General features: G+C 72.9%; 10 protein-coding genes and 2 pseudogenes. 7 read left to right on the top strand and 5 right to left on the bottom strand.

Annotated elements, in window-relative coordinates:
* Together OG500_RS02045 and OG500_RS02040 are read left to right on the top strand one after the other, a co-directional pair.
* Window positions 1-1,374, top strand: coding sequence for an FtsX-like permease family protein (locus OG500_RS02045; RefSeq protein ID WP_329587358.1), 1,374 nt, complete (start codon window positions 1-3; stop codon window positions 1,372-1,374).
* Window positions 1,367-2,608: a sensor histidine kinase gene (locus tag OG500_RS02040; RefSeq protein WP_329575771.1), complete on the top strand. Its 1,242-nt coding sequence runs from the start codon at window positions 1,367-1,369 to the stop codon at window positions 2,606-2,608. The genes OG500_RS02045 and OG500_RS02040 overlap by 8 nt, the downstream gene beginning before the upstream one ends.
* Before the next feature lie 75 nt (window positions 2,609-2,683).
* Here OG500_RS02040 and OG500_RS02035 read toward each other — a convergent pair whose 3' ends face one another.
* Window positions 2,684-3,367, bottom strand: coding sequence for a response regulator transcription factor (locus OG500_RS02035; protein ID WP_327064609.1), 684 nt, complete (start codon window positions 3,365-3,367; stop codon window positions 2,684-2,686).
* 298 nt (window positions 3,368-3,665) lie between these two features.
* Window positions 3,666-4,526, bottom strand: a complete 861-nt coding sequence (locus OG500_RS02030) for a helix-turn-helix transcriptional regulator (protein WP_329575767.1) — start codon at window positions 4,524-4,526, stop codon at window positions 3,666-3,668.
* Between the two features lie 54 nt (window positions 4,527-4,580).
* Between OG500_RS02030 and OG500_RS02025 the strand changes: the two are divergent.
* Window positions 4,581-5,213, top strand: a pseudogene (locus OG500_RS02025) (SDR family NAD(P)-dependent oxidoreductase); the annotation flags it as partial.
* Between the two features lie 68 nt (window positions 5,214-5,281).
* On the opposite strand, the pseudogene OG500_RS02020 reads toward OG500_RS02025, so the two are convergent.
* From OG500_RS02020 to OG500_RS02010, 3 genes and pseudogenes are all read right to left on the bottom strand, one after another.
* Window positions 5,282-9,403, bottom strand: a pseudogene (locus OG500_RS02020) (nSTAND1 domain-containing NTPase); the annotation flags it as partial.
* A 26-nt stretch (window positions 9,404-9,429) separates the two neighbouring features.
* Window positions 9,430-9,756: a CU044_2847 family protein gene (locus OG500_RS02015; RefSeq protein WP_327064605.1), complete on the bottom strand. Its 327-nt coding sequence runs from the start codon at window positions 9,754-9,756 to the stop codon at window positions 9,430-9,432.
* A 460-nt stretch (window positions 9,757-10,216) separates the two neighbouring features.
* The gene (locus OG500_RS02010) at window positions 10,217-11,119 is read right to left on the bottom strand and encodes an aminoglycoside phosphotransferase family protein (RefSeq protein WP_329575763.1); all 903 of its coding nucleotides are present in this window, start codon (window positions 11,117-11,119) and stop codon (window positions 10,217-10,219) included.
* A 108-nt stretch (window positions 11,120-11,227) separates the two neighbouring features.
* On the opposite strand from OG500_RS02010, the gene OG500_RS02005 reads away from it, so the two are divergent.
* The 4 genes from OG500_RS02005 to OG500_RS01990 all read left to right on the top strand — a co-directional run bounded on the left by OG500_RS02005 (window position 11,228) and on the right by OG500_RS01990 (window position 17,353).
* Window positions 11,228-12,811 (top strand): IS1182 family transposase, encoded by a 1,584-nt coding sequence (locus OG500_RS02005; protein WP_327071662.1) that lies wholly within the window; start codon window positions 11,228-11,230, stop codon window positions 12,809-12,811.
* Between the two features lie 530 nt (window positions 12,812-13,341).
* Entirely contained in the window at window positions 13,342-14,310 is a 969-nt protein-coding gene (locus OG500_RS02000) for a thiopeptide-type bacteriocin biosynthesis protein (RefSeq protein ID WP_329575760.1), read from the top strand.
* A 1-nt stretch (window position 14,311) separates the two neighbouring features.
* Window positions 14,312-17,167, top strand: a complete 2,856-nt coding sequence (locus tag OG500_RS01995) for a lantibiotic dehydratase (protein WP_329575757.1) — start codon at window positions 14,312-14,314, stop codon at window positions 17,165-17,167.
* Window positions 17,168-17,179: 12 nt separating this feature from the next.
* Window positions 17,180-17,353, top strand: a complete 174-nt coding sequence (locus OG500_RS01990) for a hypothetical protein (RefSeq protein WP_327064600.1) — start codon at window positions 17,180-17,182, stop codon at window positions 17,351-17,353.
* The last annotated feature ends 96 nt before the right edge of the window (window positions 17,354-17,449 follow it).

The raw sequence follows: 17,449 nt of genomic DNA, 5'->3' as shown, positions 1-17,449 counted from the left end.
GTGCTGAGCTTCGCCTTCGGGCAGATCAGGCTGCGGCCCGCAGCGTTCGCCGGTCTCGCGGCGGCGCTGTTCCTCGCGGTCGCCACCCTCACGCTGTTCGGCTCCCTGCTGGCCGCCGGTATCGCCGCTCCCGCCGCGCCGGGACGGGCGGTGGCCGGGCCCGGCCTGACCGTGATCGCCGCCGGGTTCGGGGAGATCGCCGTGCTGGTGTCGTTCTTCGTGGTGGTCAACACCCTCGGCTTCGCGATCCGCCAGCAGCACTGGGAACTGGCCCTGTTGCGCACCGTGGCGGCCACGCCCGGCCAGGTCCGGCGGCTGGTTCGATGGCAGGTGCTGGTGACGGTGCTGCTGGTCGCCCCGGCGGCCCTGGCCACGGGGGCGGCGGGAGCCCGCTGGTTCCTGCACGCGCTGGTGGTACGCACCATGGCCGCCCCCACGGTCCACGTCCCCGCTTCACCCGTGCCGCTGCTGGTGGCGGTCGTGGCCGCGCTGGCCGTGGGCCTGCTGTCGGCCTCGGTCGCCGCCCGTCGGATCACCCGGATCGCGCCGGCCGAGGCCATGGCGGCGAGCACGACCGAGCACCACCGGACGGGCTGGTTCCGGGTGGTCGCAGGGCTGGGCTGGCTGGGCGGCGGGGGTCTGCTGCTCCGTCTGGTCGCCACGCAGCCGGCCGACAAGGCGGGCCAGGCGGCGCTGTTGGCGGCGCTGGTCCTGCTGGTGGCGGTCGCGCTGCTGGGGCCCTTGCTCGCCAGGGCCGTCGTGACGGTGCTGGGCGCCCCGGTCCGGGCCTCGGCCAGGTGCTGCGGCTGGTTGGCCGACGCCAATCTGCGGGGCTACGCCCACCGGCTGTCGGCCGCGGTGGTGCCGGTGTCCCTCCTGGTGGGGCTGTCCTGCACCATGGTGTTCATGACCACCACCGTCGAACACGCGACCGGGCGGCCTGCGGACGCGAGCCTGTCGACGGTGAACTCGGCCAGTGACGTCTGGTTGCGGCAGGCCGAGCTGGCCATGCTGGTCTGCTTCGCCGCCGTCTCGACGGTCAACACCCTGGCCGCCCTGACCGCCGACCGCCGCCGCGAGTTCGCCCTGCTCACCCTGCTCGGGGCGACACGTCGTCAGCTGGCGCGCACGCTCTGCGTCGAGATGCTCCTGACCGCGGCGGTGGGCGTGCTGCTGGGCACCGCGGTCGCGGGCACCACCGCGGCGGCGTTCAGCCTGTCCGTGACGGGCTCCGCGCTGCCGTCCGTGCCGTGGCGGGCGTACGCCTGGATCGTGCTCGGTGCCCTTGCCCTGACCGCACCGGGCATCCTCGGCGCCGGTCTGCGCGCCACCTCGGGCCGCGCGACGGAGCTGGTCGGAGGGCAGCGTGGCTGACCGCGGGCGCGGCCTGCTCCGGCGCTCGCGGCCTGCCGTACGCGCCGGGGACATCGCCTTCGCCGTGGTCGGGCTGCCGCCGGCGATCATCGGCTTCGGCTATGTGCTCGCGGTCCTCTACGCGGGCACGCTGCTGTCCCTCACCGTGCTCGGGCTGCCCCTGGTGGCGGCCGCGGTCCGCGGGGCCCGCGCCCTGGGCACACTGCACCGGCACCTGGCGGGCCGGTTGCTCGGGGAGGCCGTCGAGCCGCCGGCGCCCCTGCCCGCGGCCCACGGCGTGATCGCCCGGGTCCGGACACTGCTGACCGACCCGGTGGGCTGGCGGGCTCTGCTCTACCTGGGCCTGCGCCTGCCGGTCGGCGTGCTGACGTTCGCCGCCGCCGTCGTCCTGCCGCTCGCCGCCGGATGGTTGATCGGCTTTCCCCTCTGGGTGCGCCTGCTGGCCCCACCGGACCGGCCCGCGTGGTGGCTCGACCCGGTCGGCCTGCTGCTCGGCGCTGCGCTGCTCGTCGCCGTGCCCGCCGCGGTCCGCGCCATGAGTGGGCTCAACCGCCGTCTCGCCCGGCAGTTGCTCGGTCCCGCCCGTGCGCACCGGCGCCTGCGGGCACTCGAACAGGCCCGCAGCACACTGGCCGCGGAGAACACCGAGAACCTGCGTCGGCTGGAGCGCGATCTGCACGACGGCACCCAGGCGCAGCTGGTCGCCATCGCCATCACCCTGTCGCTGGCCGACGACGCGCTCACCCCCGAGGGCGGCGCCGACCTCGCGCGCCTGCGCACGCTGCTCACCCGCGCGCGTGAGCAGACCGATGGCACCATCGCGGGCCTGCGCAGGCTCACCCGGGGCATCCACCCGGTGGCCCTGGACGCAGGCCTCGGCGAGGCGTTGCCCACGCTGACCGACGCCGGCCCCGTCCCCGTCACCACGCGTCTGGACCTGCGGGAGCGCCCGGACCCGGCGATCGAGCGGGCCGTCTACTTCTGCATCGCCGAACTCCTGACGAACATGGCCAAGCACAGCGGAGCGCAGGCGGCCACCGTCGAGGTCCGCTCCGCGCAGGGACGGGTCCGCGCGGTGGTGAGCGACAACGGCCGGGGCGGGGCTCTCCCGGGTGCCGGAAGCGGCCTGACCGGCCTGCGCGAACGGCTGGCCGCGGTGGACGGCACGCTGCGGATCGCCAGCCCGGTCGGCGGGCCGACCGTCATCACCGCCGAACTCCCCACCCGCATCTGATCAGCCAGCATCTGATCAGCCCGCGGGGGATCAGCCCGCATCCGATCAGCCTGCATCCGAAAAGCCCGCGGGGGATCAGTGCGCGGGTGGTGCCGAGCCCGCCTCGGCCAGATACGCCAGCACCACCTTCACCCGGCGGTTCTCGGCCTCACGGGCCGGCAGGTCGAACTTGACGAAGATCGCGGCCACGTGCTTCTCCACCGCCCGCTCCGACACCACCAGCCGCGCGGCAATGGAACGGTTGGAATGGCCCTGTGCCATCAGCTCCAAGGTCTCCCGCTCCCGTGGCGTGAGCGACTCGATCCGACTGCGGCGCCGCCCGCCGCGGATCAGCCGGGTGACGATCTCCGGGTCGAGCGCGGTACCACCCGCGGCCACCCGATGCAGCGCCTCGACCAGTTCCGAGGTGCGGGCGATGCGCTCCTTCAGCAGATAGCCGACCCCGGCCGCACTTCCCTCCAACAGCCGCTGGGCCCAGACGGTCTCCACATGCTGGGAGAAGACCAGGACACCGAGCCCCGGCCGGGCGGCCCGTAGCTCGACGGCGGCACGGATGCCCTCGTCGGTGTACGTGGGCGGCATCCGTACGTCCACCACCGCCACGTCGGGGCGGCGGTCGGCCGCCGCCGCCAGCAGCTCTTCCGCAGTCCCGGCCGTGGCGACGACCTGGCACCCTCTCGCGTTGAGCAGCTCCACCATGCCGTCGCGCAGGATGACGGAGTCCTCGGCCAGTACCACGCGTAGGAGACGGTCAGTCATGATCCCATTGTCGACCGGCCGGGCAGGGCCGGTGACACCGCCCCCCCGCTGCCCGACCTCCAGGTCATGGCGGGTCCGTGGCAGAGCCCGATCGCGCCACTGCGTCCGGACGGGTGGCAGGTGGCGCGGCCATGCCCCGTCGGTTCGTGTACCGGGCTATGTTGCTGTGCCATCAAGGACCACCACCTGCGCAACTACCTGGCGGCGTTCGAGAAGAACCTCGCCACGTCCGGCGCGCGGGGCTGAGCCCGACCGCCGCGGGCACGGACCGGCCTACGGTCGGCTCTCACCCGCCCCCTCAGCCGGGCGCGCCCATGCGCTGCGTGCCGACGACGGACAGCAGGCGCAGTGCCTCCGCCGACGGCGAGCCCGGAGCGGCGGTGTAGATGATGAGGTGCTGGTCCCGGTCGGTGATGTCCAGGACGTCGCAGCTGACGCTCACGGGGCCGACGAGGGGGTGCTCGAAGGTCTTGCAGAGAGTGGGGCGGGCGGTCACATCGTGGGTGGCCCAGAGGCGGGTGAACTCCTCGCTGCCGGCGAGGAGTTCCTCGACCAGACCGGCCACCTCCGGGTCGTCCGGGTAGCGGGCCGCGGCCGCTCGCAGGTGCTGGGCCGACGTCCGGGCGAACTCGTCGGCGTCCGAGACGCCGTACAGCCGTCGGCCGTGCCGGTGCGGGCCGAGGAAGGCGCGTCGCAGGAGGTTGCGGTCCCGACGGGACAGCGCGGAGAAGTCCTCCATCAGGGCGGTGGCCAGTCCGTTCCAGGCAATGACCTCGTACGTCGCGGAGATCACGATCGCCGCGGTCTCCGGCAGCCGCGGCAGCAGATCGGTGATGCTCTGCCGCACCTCCCGCGACGGCCCCGGCGGCGGTCCGGGCGGGGCACCGCCGAGGTGGTGGAGGTGATCGCGCTCGGCGTCCGACAGACGCAGCGCGCGGGCAAGTTGGGCCAGAACCGCGCGCGAGGGGTGCGGGGCGCGGGCCTGCTCCAGACGCGCGTAGTACTCGGTCGAGATGAACGCCAGTTGTGCCACCTCCTCACGGCGCAGTCCCGGGGTGCGGCGGCGCGCCCCTGCGGGCAGCCCCACGTCGGCGGGGGTGATGCGCTCGCGCCTGCTGCGCAGGAAGTCACCAAGCTCTCGTCGTACTCGTCGATCCACCTCTCCAGTGTGCCCGGGCGCCGAGGCACCCAGCCAGGTACTGCCGGTGCCTGGATGAGCGCGTCGGCCGGGCACAGGCTCGTCGGCATGAACAACACACCGACCACCTCGCCCATCACGACCTCGGGCCTGCTCACCGACAAGGTCGCCTTCATCACGGGTGCCGGTCGCGGCATCGGCGCCGCGGCAGCGCGGCTGTTCGCCCGGGAGGGTGCCCGGGTGCTCCTCGCGGCACGCACGGAGGCCCAACTCAAGGCGGTGACCGAGGAGATCCGGACGGCCGGCGGCACCGCGGACTACGCGGTGTGCGACCTGGCCGACCCGGCAGCCGTCCGTGCCGCCGTCGACCGGGCCGTGGAGCTGTACGGCCGGCTCGACGTGGCCTTCAACAACGGTGCGACGGGTCAGCCGCCCGGCCCGATGGACCAGCTGTCCGAGGCCGACTTCGACCACGTCTACGCCGTCGATCTCAAGGGCCCGTGGCTGGCCATGACCGCCGAGGTCGCGGCGATCCGCGCCACCGCGAAGCGCGGAGCCATCGTCAACACCTCCAGTGTCGGCAGCCTGATGGCCAATCCCGAGCTGCCCGTGTACGGCGCGGCGAAGCGGGCGGTCAACAGCCTCACCGCATCGGCAGCCGTCACGTACGGACCGGAGGGCATCCGCGTCAACGCCGTCGCGCCCGGCGTCATGGACCGGCCCGCGATCGCGCAGACCCTGTCGATGAGGGTGTGGAGATCGCTGAACATGTCGGTGTCCCACAGCCGTACCGTGCCGTCGTCGCTGCTGGTGGCCAGGGTCTTTCCGTCGGGGCTGAAGGCCACCGACGAGACGATGCCGGTGTGGCCGGTGAGGATGGCCAGTTCACGGTGGGTCCGCACGTCCCAGAGGCGGGCCGTGCGGTCGTCGCTGCTGGTGGCCAGGGTGTTTCCGTCGGGGCTGAAGGTCACCGACGAGACGATGCCGGTGTGGCCGGTGAGGATGGCCAGTTGACGGTGGGTCCGGACGTCCCACAGCCGCGCGGTATCGTCCCTGCCGCTGCTTGCGAGGGTGGTGCCGTCCGGGCTGAAGGCCACCGATTGCACCATGTCGGTGTGGCCGGTGAGGGTGGCCAGGGCGTGGTGGGTCTGCACGTCCCACAGCCGGACCGTACCGTCCCAGCCACCGGTGGCCAGGGTCTTTCCGTCCGGACTGAAGACCATCGAGCTCACCCAGCCACCCTGGTCGGCGAGGGGGGCCAGCGCACGGTGGGTCCGTACGTCCCACAGCTGCACCGTCTGGTCGGCGTAGCCTCCGCCGGTGGTGGCCAGGGTTGCTCCATCAGGGCTGAAGACCACGTGCTCTGGTGAGCTGGTGAGGGTGGCCAGCGCGCGGTGGGTCTGCACATCCCACAGCCGCACCGTCTGGTCGACGTAACTTCCGGTGGCCAGGGTCCTACCGTCCGGGCTGAAAGCCATCGAGCTCACCTCGCCCCGGTGGCCGGTGAGGGTGGCCAGGGTGTGGTGGGTCCGGGCGTCCCACAACTCGACCTGCCCGTCGTCGCTTCCGGTGGCCAGGGTCTGCCCGTCGGGGCTGAAGGCCATCACGTCCATCGAGCCGCCCTGTCCGGTGAGGGTGGCCAGCGCGCGGTGGGTCCGGGCGTCCCACAACTCGACCTGCCCGTCGTCGCTTCCGGTGGCCAGGGTCTGCCCGTCGGGGCTGAAGGCCATCACGTCCATCGAGCCGCCCTGTTCGGTGAGGGTGGTCAGCGGACGGCTGGCCCGCATGTCCCACAGCCGCGCCGTGGCATCTTCAGCGCCGGTGGCCAGGGTGTTTCCGTCCGGGCTGAAGGCCACCGAGCGCACCGAGCCGGTGTGGCCGGTGAAGCTTGCCAGCGCACGTCGGGCCTTCACGTCCCACAGCCACACCGTGTGATCGTCGCTGCCGGTGGCCAGGATCTGCCCGTTCGGGCTGAAGGCCACCGAAAACACCGTACCGCCCTGTCCCGTGAGGGCGGCCAGCTGACGGTGGGTCCGAACATCCCACAGCCGCGCGGTGCGGTCGTTGCTGCCGCTGGCGAGGGTGCTTCCGTCGGGGCTGAAGGCCACCGACTGCACCAAGGCACCGTTGTCGGCGGTGAGGGTGGCCAGCAGGCGCTGGGTCGGTACGTCCCACAGCTGCACGAGCGCGTCGCTGCTGCCGCCGGTGGCGAGGGTCTTTCCGTCCGGGCTGAAGGCGACGGACAGCGTCGAGGAGTCCTTGTGGCCCGTGAGAGTGGTCAGCAGATGCTGGGTCCGCACGTCCCACAACCGCACCGTCCCCTGCTTGCCGCCGGTGGCCAGGGTCTGCCCGTCGGGGCTGAATACCACCGGGGTCGCCGTGTCGTCGAGGGTGCTGAGAAGGTGTCGGGTCTTCACGTCCCACAGCCGCACCGTCCCGTCCTCACTGCTGGTGGCCAGGGTCCTTCCGTCCGGGCTGAACGTCACCGAATCCACCGAGCCGCTCTGTCCGGTGAGGGTGGCCAGTTGACGGCGGGTCTGCACGTCCCACAGTCGCACCGTCCGATCTCGACTGCCGGTGGCGAGGGTGTTTCCGTCCGGGCTGAAGGCCACCGAGGCCACCGGCCCGGTGGAGCCGGTGAGGGTGGCGCGTGCGGGTGAGGCGAGGGTGGTCAGGAGTCGGGTTCGGGTGTCGGCGGTGGGGTGGATGCGCTGAGCGGCCAGAGCGAGGCGGGCGGCGAGGGCGGGGTCGGCTGCGGCCTGGAGCTGGCTCTGGGAGGTCAGTTGCTGGGTGGCGGCCAGGTCGCGGTGGTCGTCGCTGCTCCGGGCGTTGATGGACGCGAGGCCGGAGGCGACGAGGACGAGGGCGGTCAGCAGGACGAAGCCGGCCAGGACGAGGCGCCGCCGGCGGGTGCGCCGGCGCTGGGCCTGGACGCTGGCATCGACGAACCCGGCTTCCTCGGCGGATATTTCGGCGGCTCTGAGGCCGAGCCACCGCTGTGCCTCGGCGATTCGTCTGCGGTCGAGGGCGAGTTCGGGCGGTTGGTCCTGTTCCTGCCAGGCCCGCAGGGCGCGCCGAAGCTCCTCCTGCCAGCTGCGGAACCCACGGTTGCGCTCGACCCAGCGCTGAAGTCGCGGCCAGCTCTCCACCAGTGCCTGGTGCGCGAGTTCGGCCGTGTCCAGCTGCGAGGGTCGGCGGGTCACGACCACCAACCGGGTGCTGGCGAGGCGGTGGATCAACGACCAGTCGTGCTCGGAGAACTGTGTGCGGTCGGCGACCCTTCGTGTGTCGGGGCCGCGTTCGCCGGCGTCCAACTGTTCGGCGGGGCGGACCAGCTGGATGAAGATCCGCTCCAGTGCCGCCTGCTCGGAGTCGTCCGCCCACTCCCACAGGGTGCGTTCCGCGTTGCCGACCAGGGCTCCTTCGACCCCGCCGAGCGCCTGGTAGGCGGAGCTGGTGAGGAAGCCGCGTTCCTGCCGTGCCCACAGCTGGCTCAGGGTGTACTCCAGCATGGGCAGTGCGGCGGCACCGCGCGGGGTGTCGTGCAGCAGCTGCTCGACCAGACCGTCGGCGAAGCGGATGCCCGCGTGCCCCTCCAACGGGCGGGTGATGGCCAGGAGCAGCTGATCCCGCGTCATCGGCGGTACCACGATGTTGGTCGCTTCCCACGCCGCACGAAGGACGGGCAGCTTCTCGATCTGCGGCAGGAAGTCGATCCGGGCGACGACCACCGCCTGAGCCGGCCGGCTGCCATCGGTTCGACGCGCGGTCAGGACGCCGATCATCGTGTCCAGCTTGCGCGCGGTCTCCGGCGCGTCCGCGAGCAGGGTCTCGAACTGGTCGACGACGAGCAGGAGTCTGGACCGCCTGCCCTGTCGGGCCAGTGTCTGCTCGAGCGCGGCGCGCAGTCCGTGCTCGTCGCCCAGCCGGCGGGTCAGGTCGGTCCAGCGTTCGTGCCAGTCGGCCGTGGTCGTGTCCGGGTCGCCCGCAGCCGCCAGCGCCCAGGCGAGCAGTTCCTCGGCGGTCAGCCGTAGGCCGTGGGGGAGTTGAGCGATCAGGTAGCTGCCGTCGTCGACCCGTGCCAGCAGGCCGGCGCCGGTCAGCGAGGACTTGCCGACGCCGGAGGCGCCGAGGACCGGCAGGACCGGGACCTGCTGTTCCACGAGGAGGTCGAGCAGTTGACGCGTCTCGTGGTCGCGCCCGTGGAACACCGCGCTGTCCTGCTCGGTGAAGGGCAGGAGCTCGCGAAAGGGACTGTCGGCGAGCAACCGCTGGCGCAACTGCGGCCATTCGCGGGCGAGCGACTCCACCGTCAGCGCGTAGCCGGTCCGGCGCCGCTGGTCGCCTTCGACGGCGACGACGACACCGACCACCCCTTGGTACTCCTCGTCCCACACGGGCGCCCCGCTGAAGCCGCCGGCCAGTGGAAAGCCCGCGTCCTCGTCGCAGGTCAGCTGCCACCAGCCGGTGCCCTCCCGGCCCTCGATGGTGCCGCGGGTCCAGATCCCGGCGTCCTTGCCGCCGTTCGGGCCCGGGTATCGCGGGAACCCGAACGCCCGCCAGCGGTGCCCGGCCAGGTCGTCCGCCTCCAGGATCCGCAGCGGGACGGCGCCGGCCGGTGGCTGATCGGTCAACTCCAGCACGGCGACGTCACCGCTGTTGTCCGCGGCCACCGGCACGCTGAAGTGCACCGTGGCTGCTGCCACCGGGTGGCCGGGCAACAGCGGGAAGTCGACGGTCACGGGGAGGTTCGCGGGCAACGGCTGGTCGTCCCGAAGACCGGCGATCGCGGAGATGACATGGGAGCAGGTGAGCAGGAGCCCACCGGGGATCAGGAAGGCGCCCCCGACCGGGCGTCCGCCGTCCAGGACACGTGCCGTACCCCGCTCCCAGGCCATGCTGCCCGGTCTGTCCGGCGACCGGCTCACTCCTCGCCCTCTTGGCGGCTCCACTCCAGTTCCAGGGTGATGTGCGCATCGCCCGACGCCTTGGCCACGACGAGCCCCGCCTCGGCCGTGACCTTGATCCCGAACTCGGCCCGTATGTGATCGGGGCTCCTGGGCAGGTCCTTCAGCCGCTCCAGCAGTGCCGTGGCGAGGTGTCGCACCCGGACCAGGCCCGCCTCGAAGGTCTCGGTGGAGGACTCGACCAGCCCCTCGCCGCGGCTCGCCCGGATGACTCCGGAGCCCTCTCCCTCGGAGAGTTCCACGACAAACGTCTCACCGTTGTCGAAGGGCACACTCAGGTACATACGACTGCCTCTCCTCGATTCCGGCAAGTCGCCGAATTCGCCCACACGTTGAACGGCACTCCGCTGCTGTGCGGCCATGCTAGGCCGTGTCTCACCATTCCCGCCAGGCGCGCGACGCCGGCCCGCAGCGTCAGCTGCTGATGTCGCTGCCCGCCTGGACGCACCGGCGAATCATCCACGTACGACCCAGTACGAGGATGCTTCGCCGGCACGCCCAGCCGGGCGCCACCCAGCCGCCAGGCTGGGTGGCGGGGGTACCTCCCGGCCGAAGGCTGGGGGAGCCGCGCGCTGATCCGACGCGAATTGTGAGACACGGCCCAGGGGAGCGGGCGCCACCGGACGAGGGAACGGCGAGGACGGTCTGCCTTTTCGCAGTCCGGGGCGGACGGCGGAAGCGCCCGGTCGGCGCGTCCGGAGGCCGCCCCGGCGGCACTCCGCCGGCCGCGGGTGCGGGAACCGCTCAGCCGTGGGCCTCCACCAGGCGGGCGAGGACGGCACGGCCGCGGTCGATGAGCATGGCGTTGTCCACGGTGAGGCCGGTGGTCAGGTAGGAGACGGCCAGTCGCGTGGTGAGGAGGGGAAGCGCCCGCCGTTCGGCGTCGGTGAGGTCGCGGGCGAAGCCGGTGAAGAAGGCGTCCTTGAGGTCGGGGCGGATCGGCCACAGCGCTCCGTGCAGCCAGATCAGGTCGCCCACCGCGCTGCCGTGGGCGGACAGCTGGAAGTCGATCAGGCCCAGGGACTCGGCCGACTCGTCCCAGAGCCAGTTGCGCGGCGAGAAGTCACCGTGCTGGTAGACGATCGGAAGCTGCTCGGCCAGAGCGGGAAGCTCGTGGACCACCTGCTCGACCAAGGCGTACTGGTCGTCGGTGAGTTGTCCGGCCGTGCGCTCCAAGCACCGGGAGGCTTCGTCCGCCTGGGCGGTGGCCGACGCGACGATCCGGCCGCGGACCTGGTCGGGGTCGGTGACAGGGTGGTCGTGCCAGCGGCGGAGCAGCTGGCCGGCGAGCTCGTGCGCCCGCTGCTCGGCCCGCGGCTCCAGGGGCAGATCACGCACGACGCGGCCCGGCAGCGGGGTGGTCAGCAGCGCGCGCAGGTGCGGGTCCGCCGAGAGCAGGCGCGGCGCCTCGTGGTCGGCGAGAACGCCGGCCACGTGCTCGTAGGCGTACACCTCGCGCTGGTAGTCCTCCACGGACGGGCTGATCTTCGCGAACGCCGCACCTGCAGGCGTGGAGAGCCGCCAGACCCGGGAGCTGTCGCGGGGCCAGGACACGTCCGTGACGGCCTCCAGCTCCGGCAGGCGGTCGGCGAGCCAGCGCTGGAGCGGGGGCGGCAGCAGCGGCGTGTCGGCGGTGGCGTCGATCATGGTGTGGGCGTCTCGCAATCGCGGTTGTAGGCAGCCTAGGAGGCTCGTGAAGATCTTGGGTTCTGGCCTCGCCGCGCGAGCGGCGGGGCCAGACTGTTTCTTGTGGCGATGGGTGAGTGGTCCGGGGAGACGGTCGGGCCGGATGTCTGGGAGACGTGCCGGGGGTTGATCCCGGTGGGCAGCGTGTTCGCGTTCCTGGCCGAGCACCGTGGTGAGTTGTTCCCGGCGGTGATGTTCGCGGACATGTACCCGTCGGCGAACGGGCGGCCGAGCATGCCGCCGCAGATCCTGGCCGCGGCGATCGCGCTGCAGGCCCTGCACGGCCTGTCGGACTTCGAGACGGTCCAGGAACTGCGGTGCGACCTGCGGTGGAAGGCCGCGTGCGGACTGGGCCTGAACGACACCGCGTTCGACCCGTCGCTGCTGGCCTACTTCCGCCGCCGGCTGGCCCGCTCTCCCCGGCCCAACCGGATCTTCGAGGCCGTGCGTGAGGTCGTGCGGGCCACCGGCGTCCTCAAGGGCAAGCACCGGCGGGCGCTGGACTCCACCGTGCTGGACGACGCGGTCGCCACCCAGGACACCGTCACCCAGATCATCGCCTCCGTCCGGGCGGTGATCCGCGAAGTCCCCGGCGCGGATGCGGTCGCGGCCGTGCACTGCACCGCCCACGACTACACCGACCCGGGCAAACCCCGCATCGCGTGGAACGACGAGCAGGCCCGAGCCGACCTCGTCGACGCCCTGGTCGGCGACGCGCTGCGGCTGCTCGGGCACCTGCCCGAGCAACAACTCGGCGAGAAGGCCGCGAACGCGGTCGGCCTGCTGGCCCTGGTCGCGGGACAGGACGTCGAGCCCGCCGAGGACTCCGACGGACGCGACGGACGCTGGCGCATCACCCGGGGCACCGCCCACGACCGGATGGTCTCCACCGTCGACCCCGAGGCCCGGCACGTGCACAAGACCCGCACCCACCGGCAGGACGGCTTCAAGGCCCACCTCGCCATCGAGCCCGAGACAGGGTTATACACCGCGGTCGCCCTGCGGCCCGGCGCTGGAGCAGAACACCACGAGGCCGCCGTCGGACTCGACCTGCTCGCCGACGAGGACGCCCCGGTGGACGCCTTCGCAGACACCGCCTACTCCACCGGCGACGCCCGCCAGGCCCTGGAACAGCAAGGGCACCGACTGTTCCTCAAACCCGCCCCACTGCGGGCAGCCGTCCCCGGCGGCTTCACCCTCGACGACTTCACCATCGACACCACCGCCGCCACCGTGACCTGCCCCGCCGGACACACCGTCCCGCTCTCCGATCCCGGCGGCCGCCACCAGCAGCGCAAGGCCACCTTCGCCGGCCTGTGCACCGGGTGCCCCCTGCGCGAGCGGTGCACCAAGGCCAGGGCCGGACGCACCCTGACCATCCGCCCGCACCACGACCTCCTCACCGCCGCCCGCCGCCAGGCCGCCACCGACCCCGACTGGCAAGCCGACTACCGCCGCTGGCGACCACCCGTCGAACGCGCAGTCGCCTGGATCGTCCACCGGGGCAACCGCAGACTCCGCTACCGCGGCACCATCAAGAACGACACCTGGCTCCACACCCGAGCCGCCGCCCTCAACCTCCGCCGCCTGATCAACCTCGGACTCACCCACACCGGCAGCACCTGGCAACTCACCCCGGCAACCAACGCATAACCAGAGGGGCAGCCCGGCCTACGGCCGGACAGCCCCTCAACAAGATCTTCACGAGCCTCCTAGGCCGTGTCTCACAATTCGCGTCGGATCAGCGCGCGGCTCCCCCAGCCTTCGGCCGGGAGGTACCCCCGCCACCCAGCCTGGCGGCTGGGTGGCGCCCGGCTGGGCGTGCCGGCGAAGCATCCTCGTACTGGGTCGTACGTGGATGATTCGCCGGTGCGTCCAGGCGGGCAGCGACATCAGCAGCTGACGCTGCGGGCCGGCGTCGCGCGCCTGGCGGGAATTGTGAGACACGGCCTGAGCCGCTCGACCGGATAGCACCGCATCGCGGCCGACCTCGCCCCGCCGCAACACCCGCTCGGGTGCACGGAATGTGCCCGCAGAGTGCGCCTGCGGCGCGTGCCGGCTCGTACGTGCGCCGGGCGCAACTTTGTTCATCATATGAGTATTCGTCTTCCGTTTTTCAAATAGGCCGAATTGTGGAAATCCGAGGAGTGAAGCGGAAAACACGAGGAAGGCGAGGTGACGTGGTGAAGGTCGAACGTCTGCTGGCCGACTGTCTCGAGGACGTGCGCGACAATCCTCTGGGCGTGGTGCCGGTTGATTCCACCGGCCCCGGATACGACGCCGCGCGCCACACATTTCTGACGGCCGGTCTGGCCGCCCTGCGCGACGACGTGCCGGAGAGCGGCTGGGTCCAGATCAACCTCGCACCGGGGCCCGCGGCCTGGCACCGGACGTACCAGGTCGTCGCGGACACGGCCCGCAAGCTGATCGCCGCCGGGGAGGCGCGTTCCTTCTTCTTCATGCACAAGCCACCGGGCCTGCGCGTCCGCTTCGATGCCGGCCGACCGGAGGTCGAACCGCTGCGCCGTGAACTGACGCACTGCTTGCAGGATTTGGACGGACAACAGCGCCCGCCGATCTGCGGACGGTACGAGCCGGAGACGTATCTCTTCGGCGGCCCGCAGTCCATGAAATACGTGCACGATCTGTTCACGGCGGACTCCTTCGCCTGGCTCGATCACCACGACGCCATCGCCGCGGCAGCAGAGGAGGGCGGGCCGGAGCCGATTGCGGACTGGCGGTTCTCGCTCCACCTCCTCGGTGAACTCCTGCACGGCCTCGGCGTCGTCGGCTGGGAGCACCGCGGGGTCTGGCAGGTGGTCCGGGACGACACCGGGCGCAGGCTGGGCACCGAGCTGGACGACGACGCCCGGCGTGCCGCCGCCGGCATCCTCGCGGCCTGGCAGGCCGGCGGGCCGGCCCTGCTCGCTTCGGCGCCGCCGGAGCGGCGAGCGGCGATCCAGGCGCACGGGGAGGCCGTGCGCCTGGCCGCCGAGCAGTGGCGCACCGGGTACTTCGAGTCCGGTGAGGCGCTGATCGGCCCGCGCCGCGCCGCCGCCTACCACGTCATCTTCCACTGGAACCGGGGACGGCTCTCCGGGGCCCGGCAGAGCCTGCTGACCCACGCGCTCCTCGGTGACGGGAGGTCATGACGTGCATGAGGAACGGAAGCCGGGCCCAGCGGCACTGCTCCGGGTGGCCGGCGTGCCCTTGGCGGCATGGGCATCGGCAGGAAACCCGGAGCTGTTCGCCCAGGTCGCCGAGCACGCCCGGCAGGACGACGAGCGAGGCGGGCAAGCCCGCGCGCTGGCCGAGCGGTTGGGCGCCACCGTCGTGCCGCACGACGGCCTCACGCCCGCCGACCGCCGCGCCGTGCTGGCCCTGCGCCGTCGGCTGCACGCCGGCGCCGTGCCGGGACCGGCCGACTGCCGGCTGCTGGACCGGTTGCCCGTCGCCGGTGGCCTCGCCGCGGACGCCGCGCGGCTTTCCCGCCAGGGGGAGTCCGCGACAGCGGCCCTGCGGCGACTGGAGTGCGCGGTGGCGGCCGAGCGCGAGCGCGTGGGCGCTCTGGGCTGGTCCCTGGTGTGCGGGTCTCCCGTCATGCGGGCCTTCCTGGACGAGGCCGACCCGGGAGCCGCCGCGGACGTGGCCGCGCGGCTGGCGGCGGGCGAGCCCTGGGGCGGGAAGCGGCTGCGCAAACGCGGGGCGTACCTGTGGCGGGCGCTCGGCCGGGCCGCGGCGAAGACCACCCCGCGCGGCTGGGTCGGTCAAGTCGGCCTCCTGCCGGTCACGGTCACGGTGACGGACGACGCAGGCGACGAGGTCGACGCTGCCGCCCCGCGCCTCCTCCCACCCGGCTCGGCCCTCGGCGAGTTGGCAGCCGACGCCGTCGAGAACGTCCACGCGATGCGCGCCCGGCTCGGCGCCCTGGACCTGCGGGTGGCGGACCCGGCCACCCTGCTGGCCCCGGCACCGCTGCACTTCCTCCAGCCGGCGGGCACCGGATCCGACACCGGCGTGCTGCGCTGCTGGGTGATCGACCCGCACGAACGCGCCCGGATGCGGCAGGTCGTCCTGCGCCGCGTCCGCCCGCTGGAGGCCGTGCTGGCTCTTCTGGCCGACGGCCCACGCCCGTTGGGCGACCTCGAAGCGGCCCTGCTGGGCCCGGCGGCGACCGGCACCGCGGCGAGCGGCGCGGCGCCCCCTGACCCCGCGGTGCTCCGCGGCCTCCTCGCGCACCTGCACGGGCTCGGCGTGCTCCAGGCCTGCGCGGCCCCGCGCCGCAGCGCCACCGGCTGGCACGCCGCCGAGGCCGTCCGCACACTCGGCACCCTTCCGCAACGGATACCGACACCGACACCGACACGGATACCGGGCGACGATCCCGCCGCACCCGCACCCGCACCCGCACCCGCGCCCGCACCCGCACCCGCGCCCGCATCCGCGTCCGCACTGGAGTCGGCACCCCACGCCACCGACGCCGACGCCCCCGCCGACCGCTCCCACCCCTGGTTCACCGACTCCTACCGCACCACCGTCTCCGCCGTACCCGCAGCCGCCGCCCGCCAGGTGCAACGGGGCCTCGCCATCGCGGCGCGCGTGGCCTGGCTGCGCGAAGCCGATCGGATCACGCCGCCAGGCACGCCCCGGCTGCCCGCGGAGCTGGCGCAGCTCACCGAAGAACCGTGTCCGCTCGGCGAGATCCTCGCGCGCCACCTGCCCGACGGCTCCACCCCGCCATCGCAGACAGCGCAGACCCTGCGCCGCTCCACCGGCTGGCACCCCGCCGAGACCCCCGGCTCCGGTTACGCCAGGCTGCTGACCCACCTGTCCGCCCGGACCGGCAGCGCCCAGGCCGACGGCAGCGCCCGGACCGGCAGTTCCCAGGCCGGCAGCGCCCAGGCCGGCACCGCGCAGGTCGACCTGGACGACGACCTGCTCGACGCCCTCGGCGCGCCACCGGCTCGAACGGCACTGCCGCCCTGGCCCCTGGACTGCCTGCTGCGTCCACTGGCAGGCCCCGGACCGGTCGCCGTCCTGGAGAGCGCCTCGGCGGCAGGCATGCTGGACGCGCGCTTCGCCGACGCACTCCACACCCTGTACGGCGGATACGACAACCTCCGGCGCTACCAGGACTTCCTCACCGCCGTGGAGCGCCTGTCCGGGGCCCGCTTCGTCGAGGTACTGGTCCCGCCGCTGGCCGAGCGCGCCGCCAACGCCGTCCGACGCCCCGTCATCACCGGCTGGTGGACAGGCGACCCGGACCCGACGCCGTACCAGGGCCCGGCCGGCCTGACGGCCCGCTACCTGCCGCTGGACCGCATCACCCTGCGACGGGACGGCGCGCAGATCATCGCCGAGGCCGACGGGTGCCGGATCCTGCCCGTCCACCACGCCACCCGCACGCCGCTGCCCCCGTACGACCTCCTGCTCCGGCTGCTGTTCTCCGCCGGCCACCCGGCGGTCGCGAAGGTCATCTGCCTGGACGGTCTCGCCGAAGCGTTCCCCGACACGGACCACCTGCCCCGGGTGACCGTCGGCGGCACCCTGGTCGTCAGCCCCGCGGCCTGGCGGGTGCCCCGGTCCCGGCTGTGGCAGCCGGGGGAGAGCGACCTGGCCAAGGTGCGCGCCCTCGCCGACCTCGGGCGCTCCGCCGCACTGCCGCGCTTCGCCTTCGTCCGGGCCGTGCCCCACGCGAAGCCGGTGCCCGTGGACTTCAAGGCACTGACCGCCGTACCCCTGCTGGAGCGCATCTGCGCCCAGCAACCCGGCGAGGACCTGTTGGTCGAGGAGATGCTGCCCGCCCCCGGCGACCTGCTGCTCCAGGACCCCCTGCACGGCGGCGCCGCCGTCGCCGCCCAACTGCTGCTGCGACTTCCGCACGACCAGAGCGCCGAGCACCTCGCGGCGCTCGCCGCCGCCGCACTGCGCGGCGAACCCGACGTCCCCGGGGCACTCGCTCCCAGTGGGCGGGCCACCGGGGCGGCCCACACCGATCACCAGTCCTGAAGGAGGACAACCATGCCCGACACCATGGCGCTCACCGACCTCGACGCCCTGATCAGCGACCTGGACGAGCGCATCACCGAGACCACCCTGCCGACCCCCGAGGCCTCCTCCGGGGAGTGCAGCGGCCTCTGCACGGTGGCCTGCGCCACGGTCCTCATCTGCAGCGGGATCATCGGCGTCTGTTGATGTTCCCTCAGGTACTCCGAGGGCTCCTCGGAGTACCTGACCGCACCACCCGCACCACCCGGCAGCGGCCTCTGACGGCCGCACCACCGGCGTCCC

It is taken from the genome of Kitasatospora sp. NBC_01250 (assembly GCF_036226465.1).
Classification (GTDB): domain Bacteria; phylum Actinomycetota; class Actinomycetes; order Streptomycetales; family Streptomycetaceae; genus Kitasatospora.
Note: the sequence above shows the minus strand (reverse complement) of the source record. Positions and strands in the feature narration are given on the sequence as shown.

Coding starts and splice junctions, on each gene's coding strand:
- OG500_RS02035 (WP_327064609.1), bottom strand. CDS start 3,367: ATGACTGACCGTCTCCTACGCGTGGTACTGGCCGAGGACTCCGTCATC.
- OG500_RS02015 (WP_327064605.1), bottom strand. CDS start 9,756: ATGTACCTGAGTGTGCCCTTCGACAACGGTGAGACGTTTGTCGTGGAA.
- OG500_RS02010 (WP_329575763.1), bottom strand. CDS start 11,119: ATGATCGACGCCACCGCCGACACGCCGCTGCTGCCGCCCCCGCTCCAG.
- OG500_RS02005 (WP_327071662.1), top strand. CDS start 11,228: ATGGGTGAGTGGTCCGGGGAGACGGTCGGGCCGGATGTCTGGGAGACG.
- OG500_RS01990 (WP_327064600.1), top strand. CDS start 17,180: ATGCCCGACACCATGGCGCTCACCGACCTCGACGCCCTGATCAGCGAC.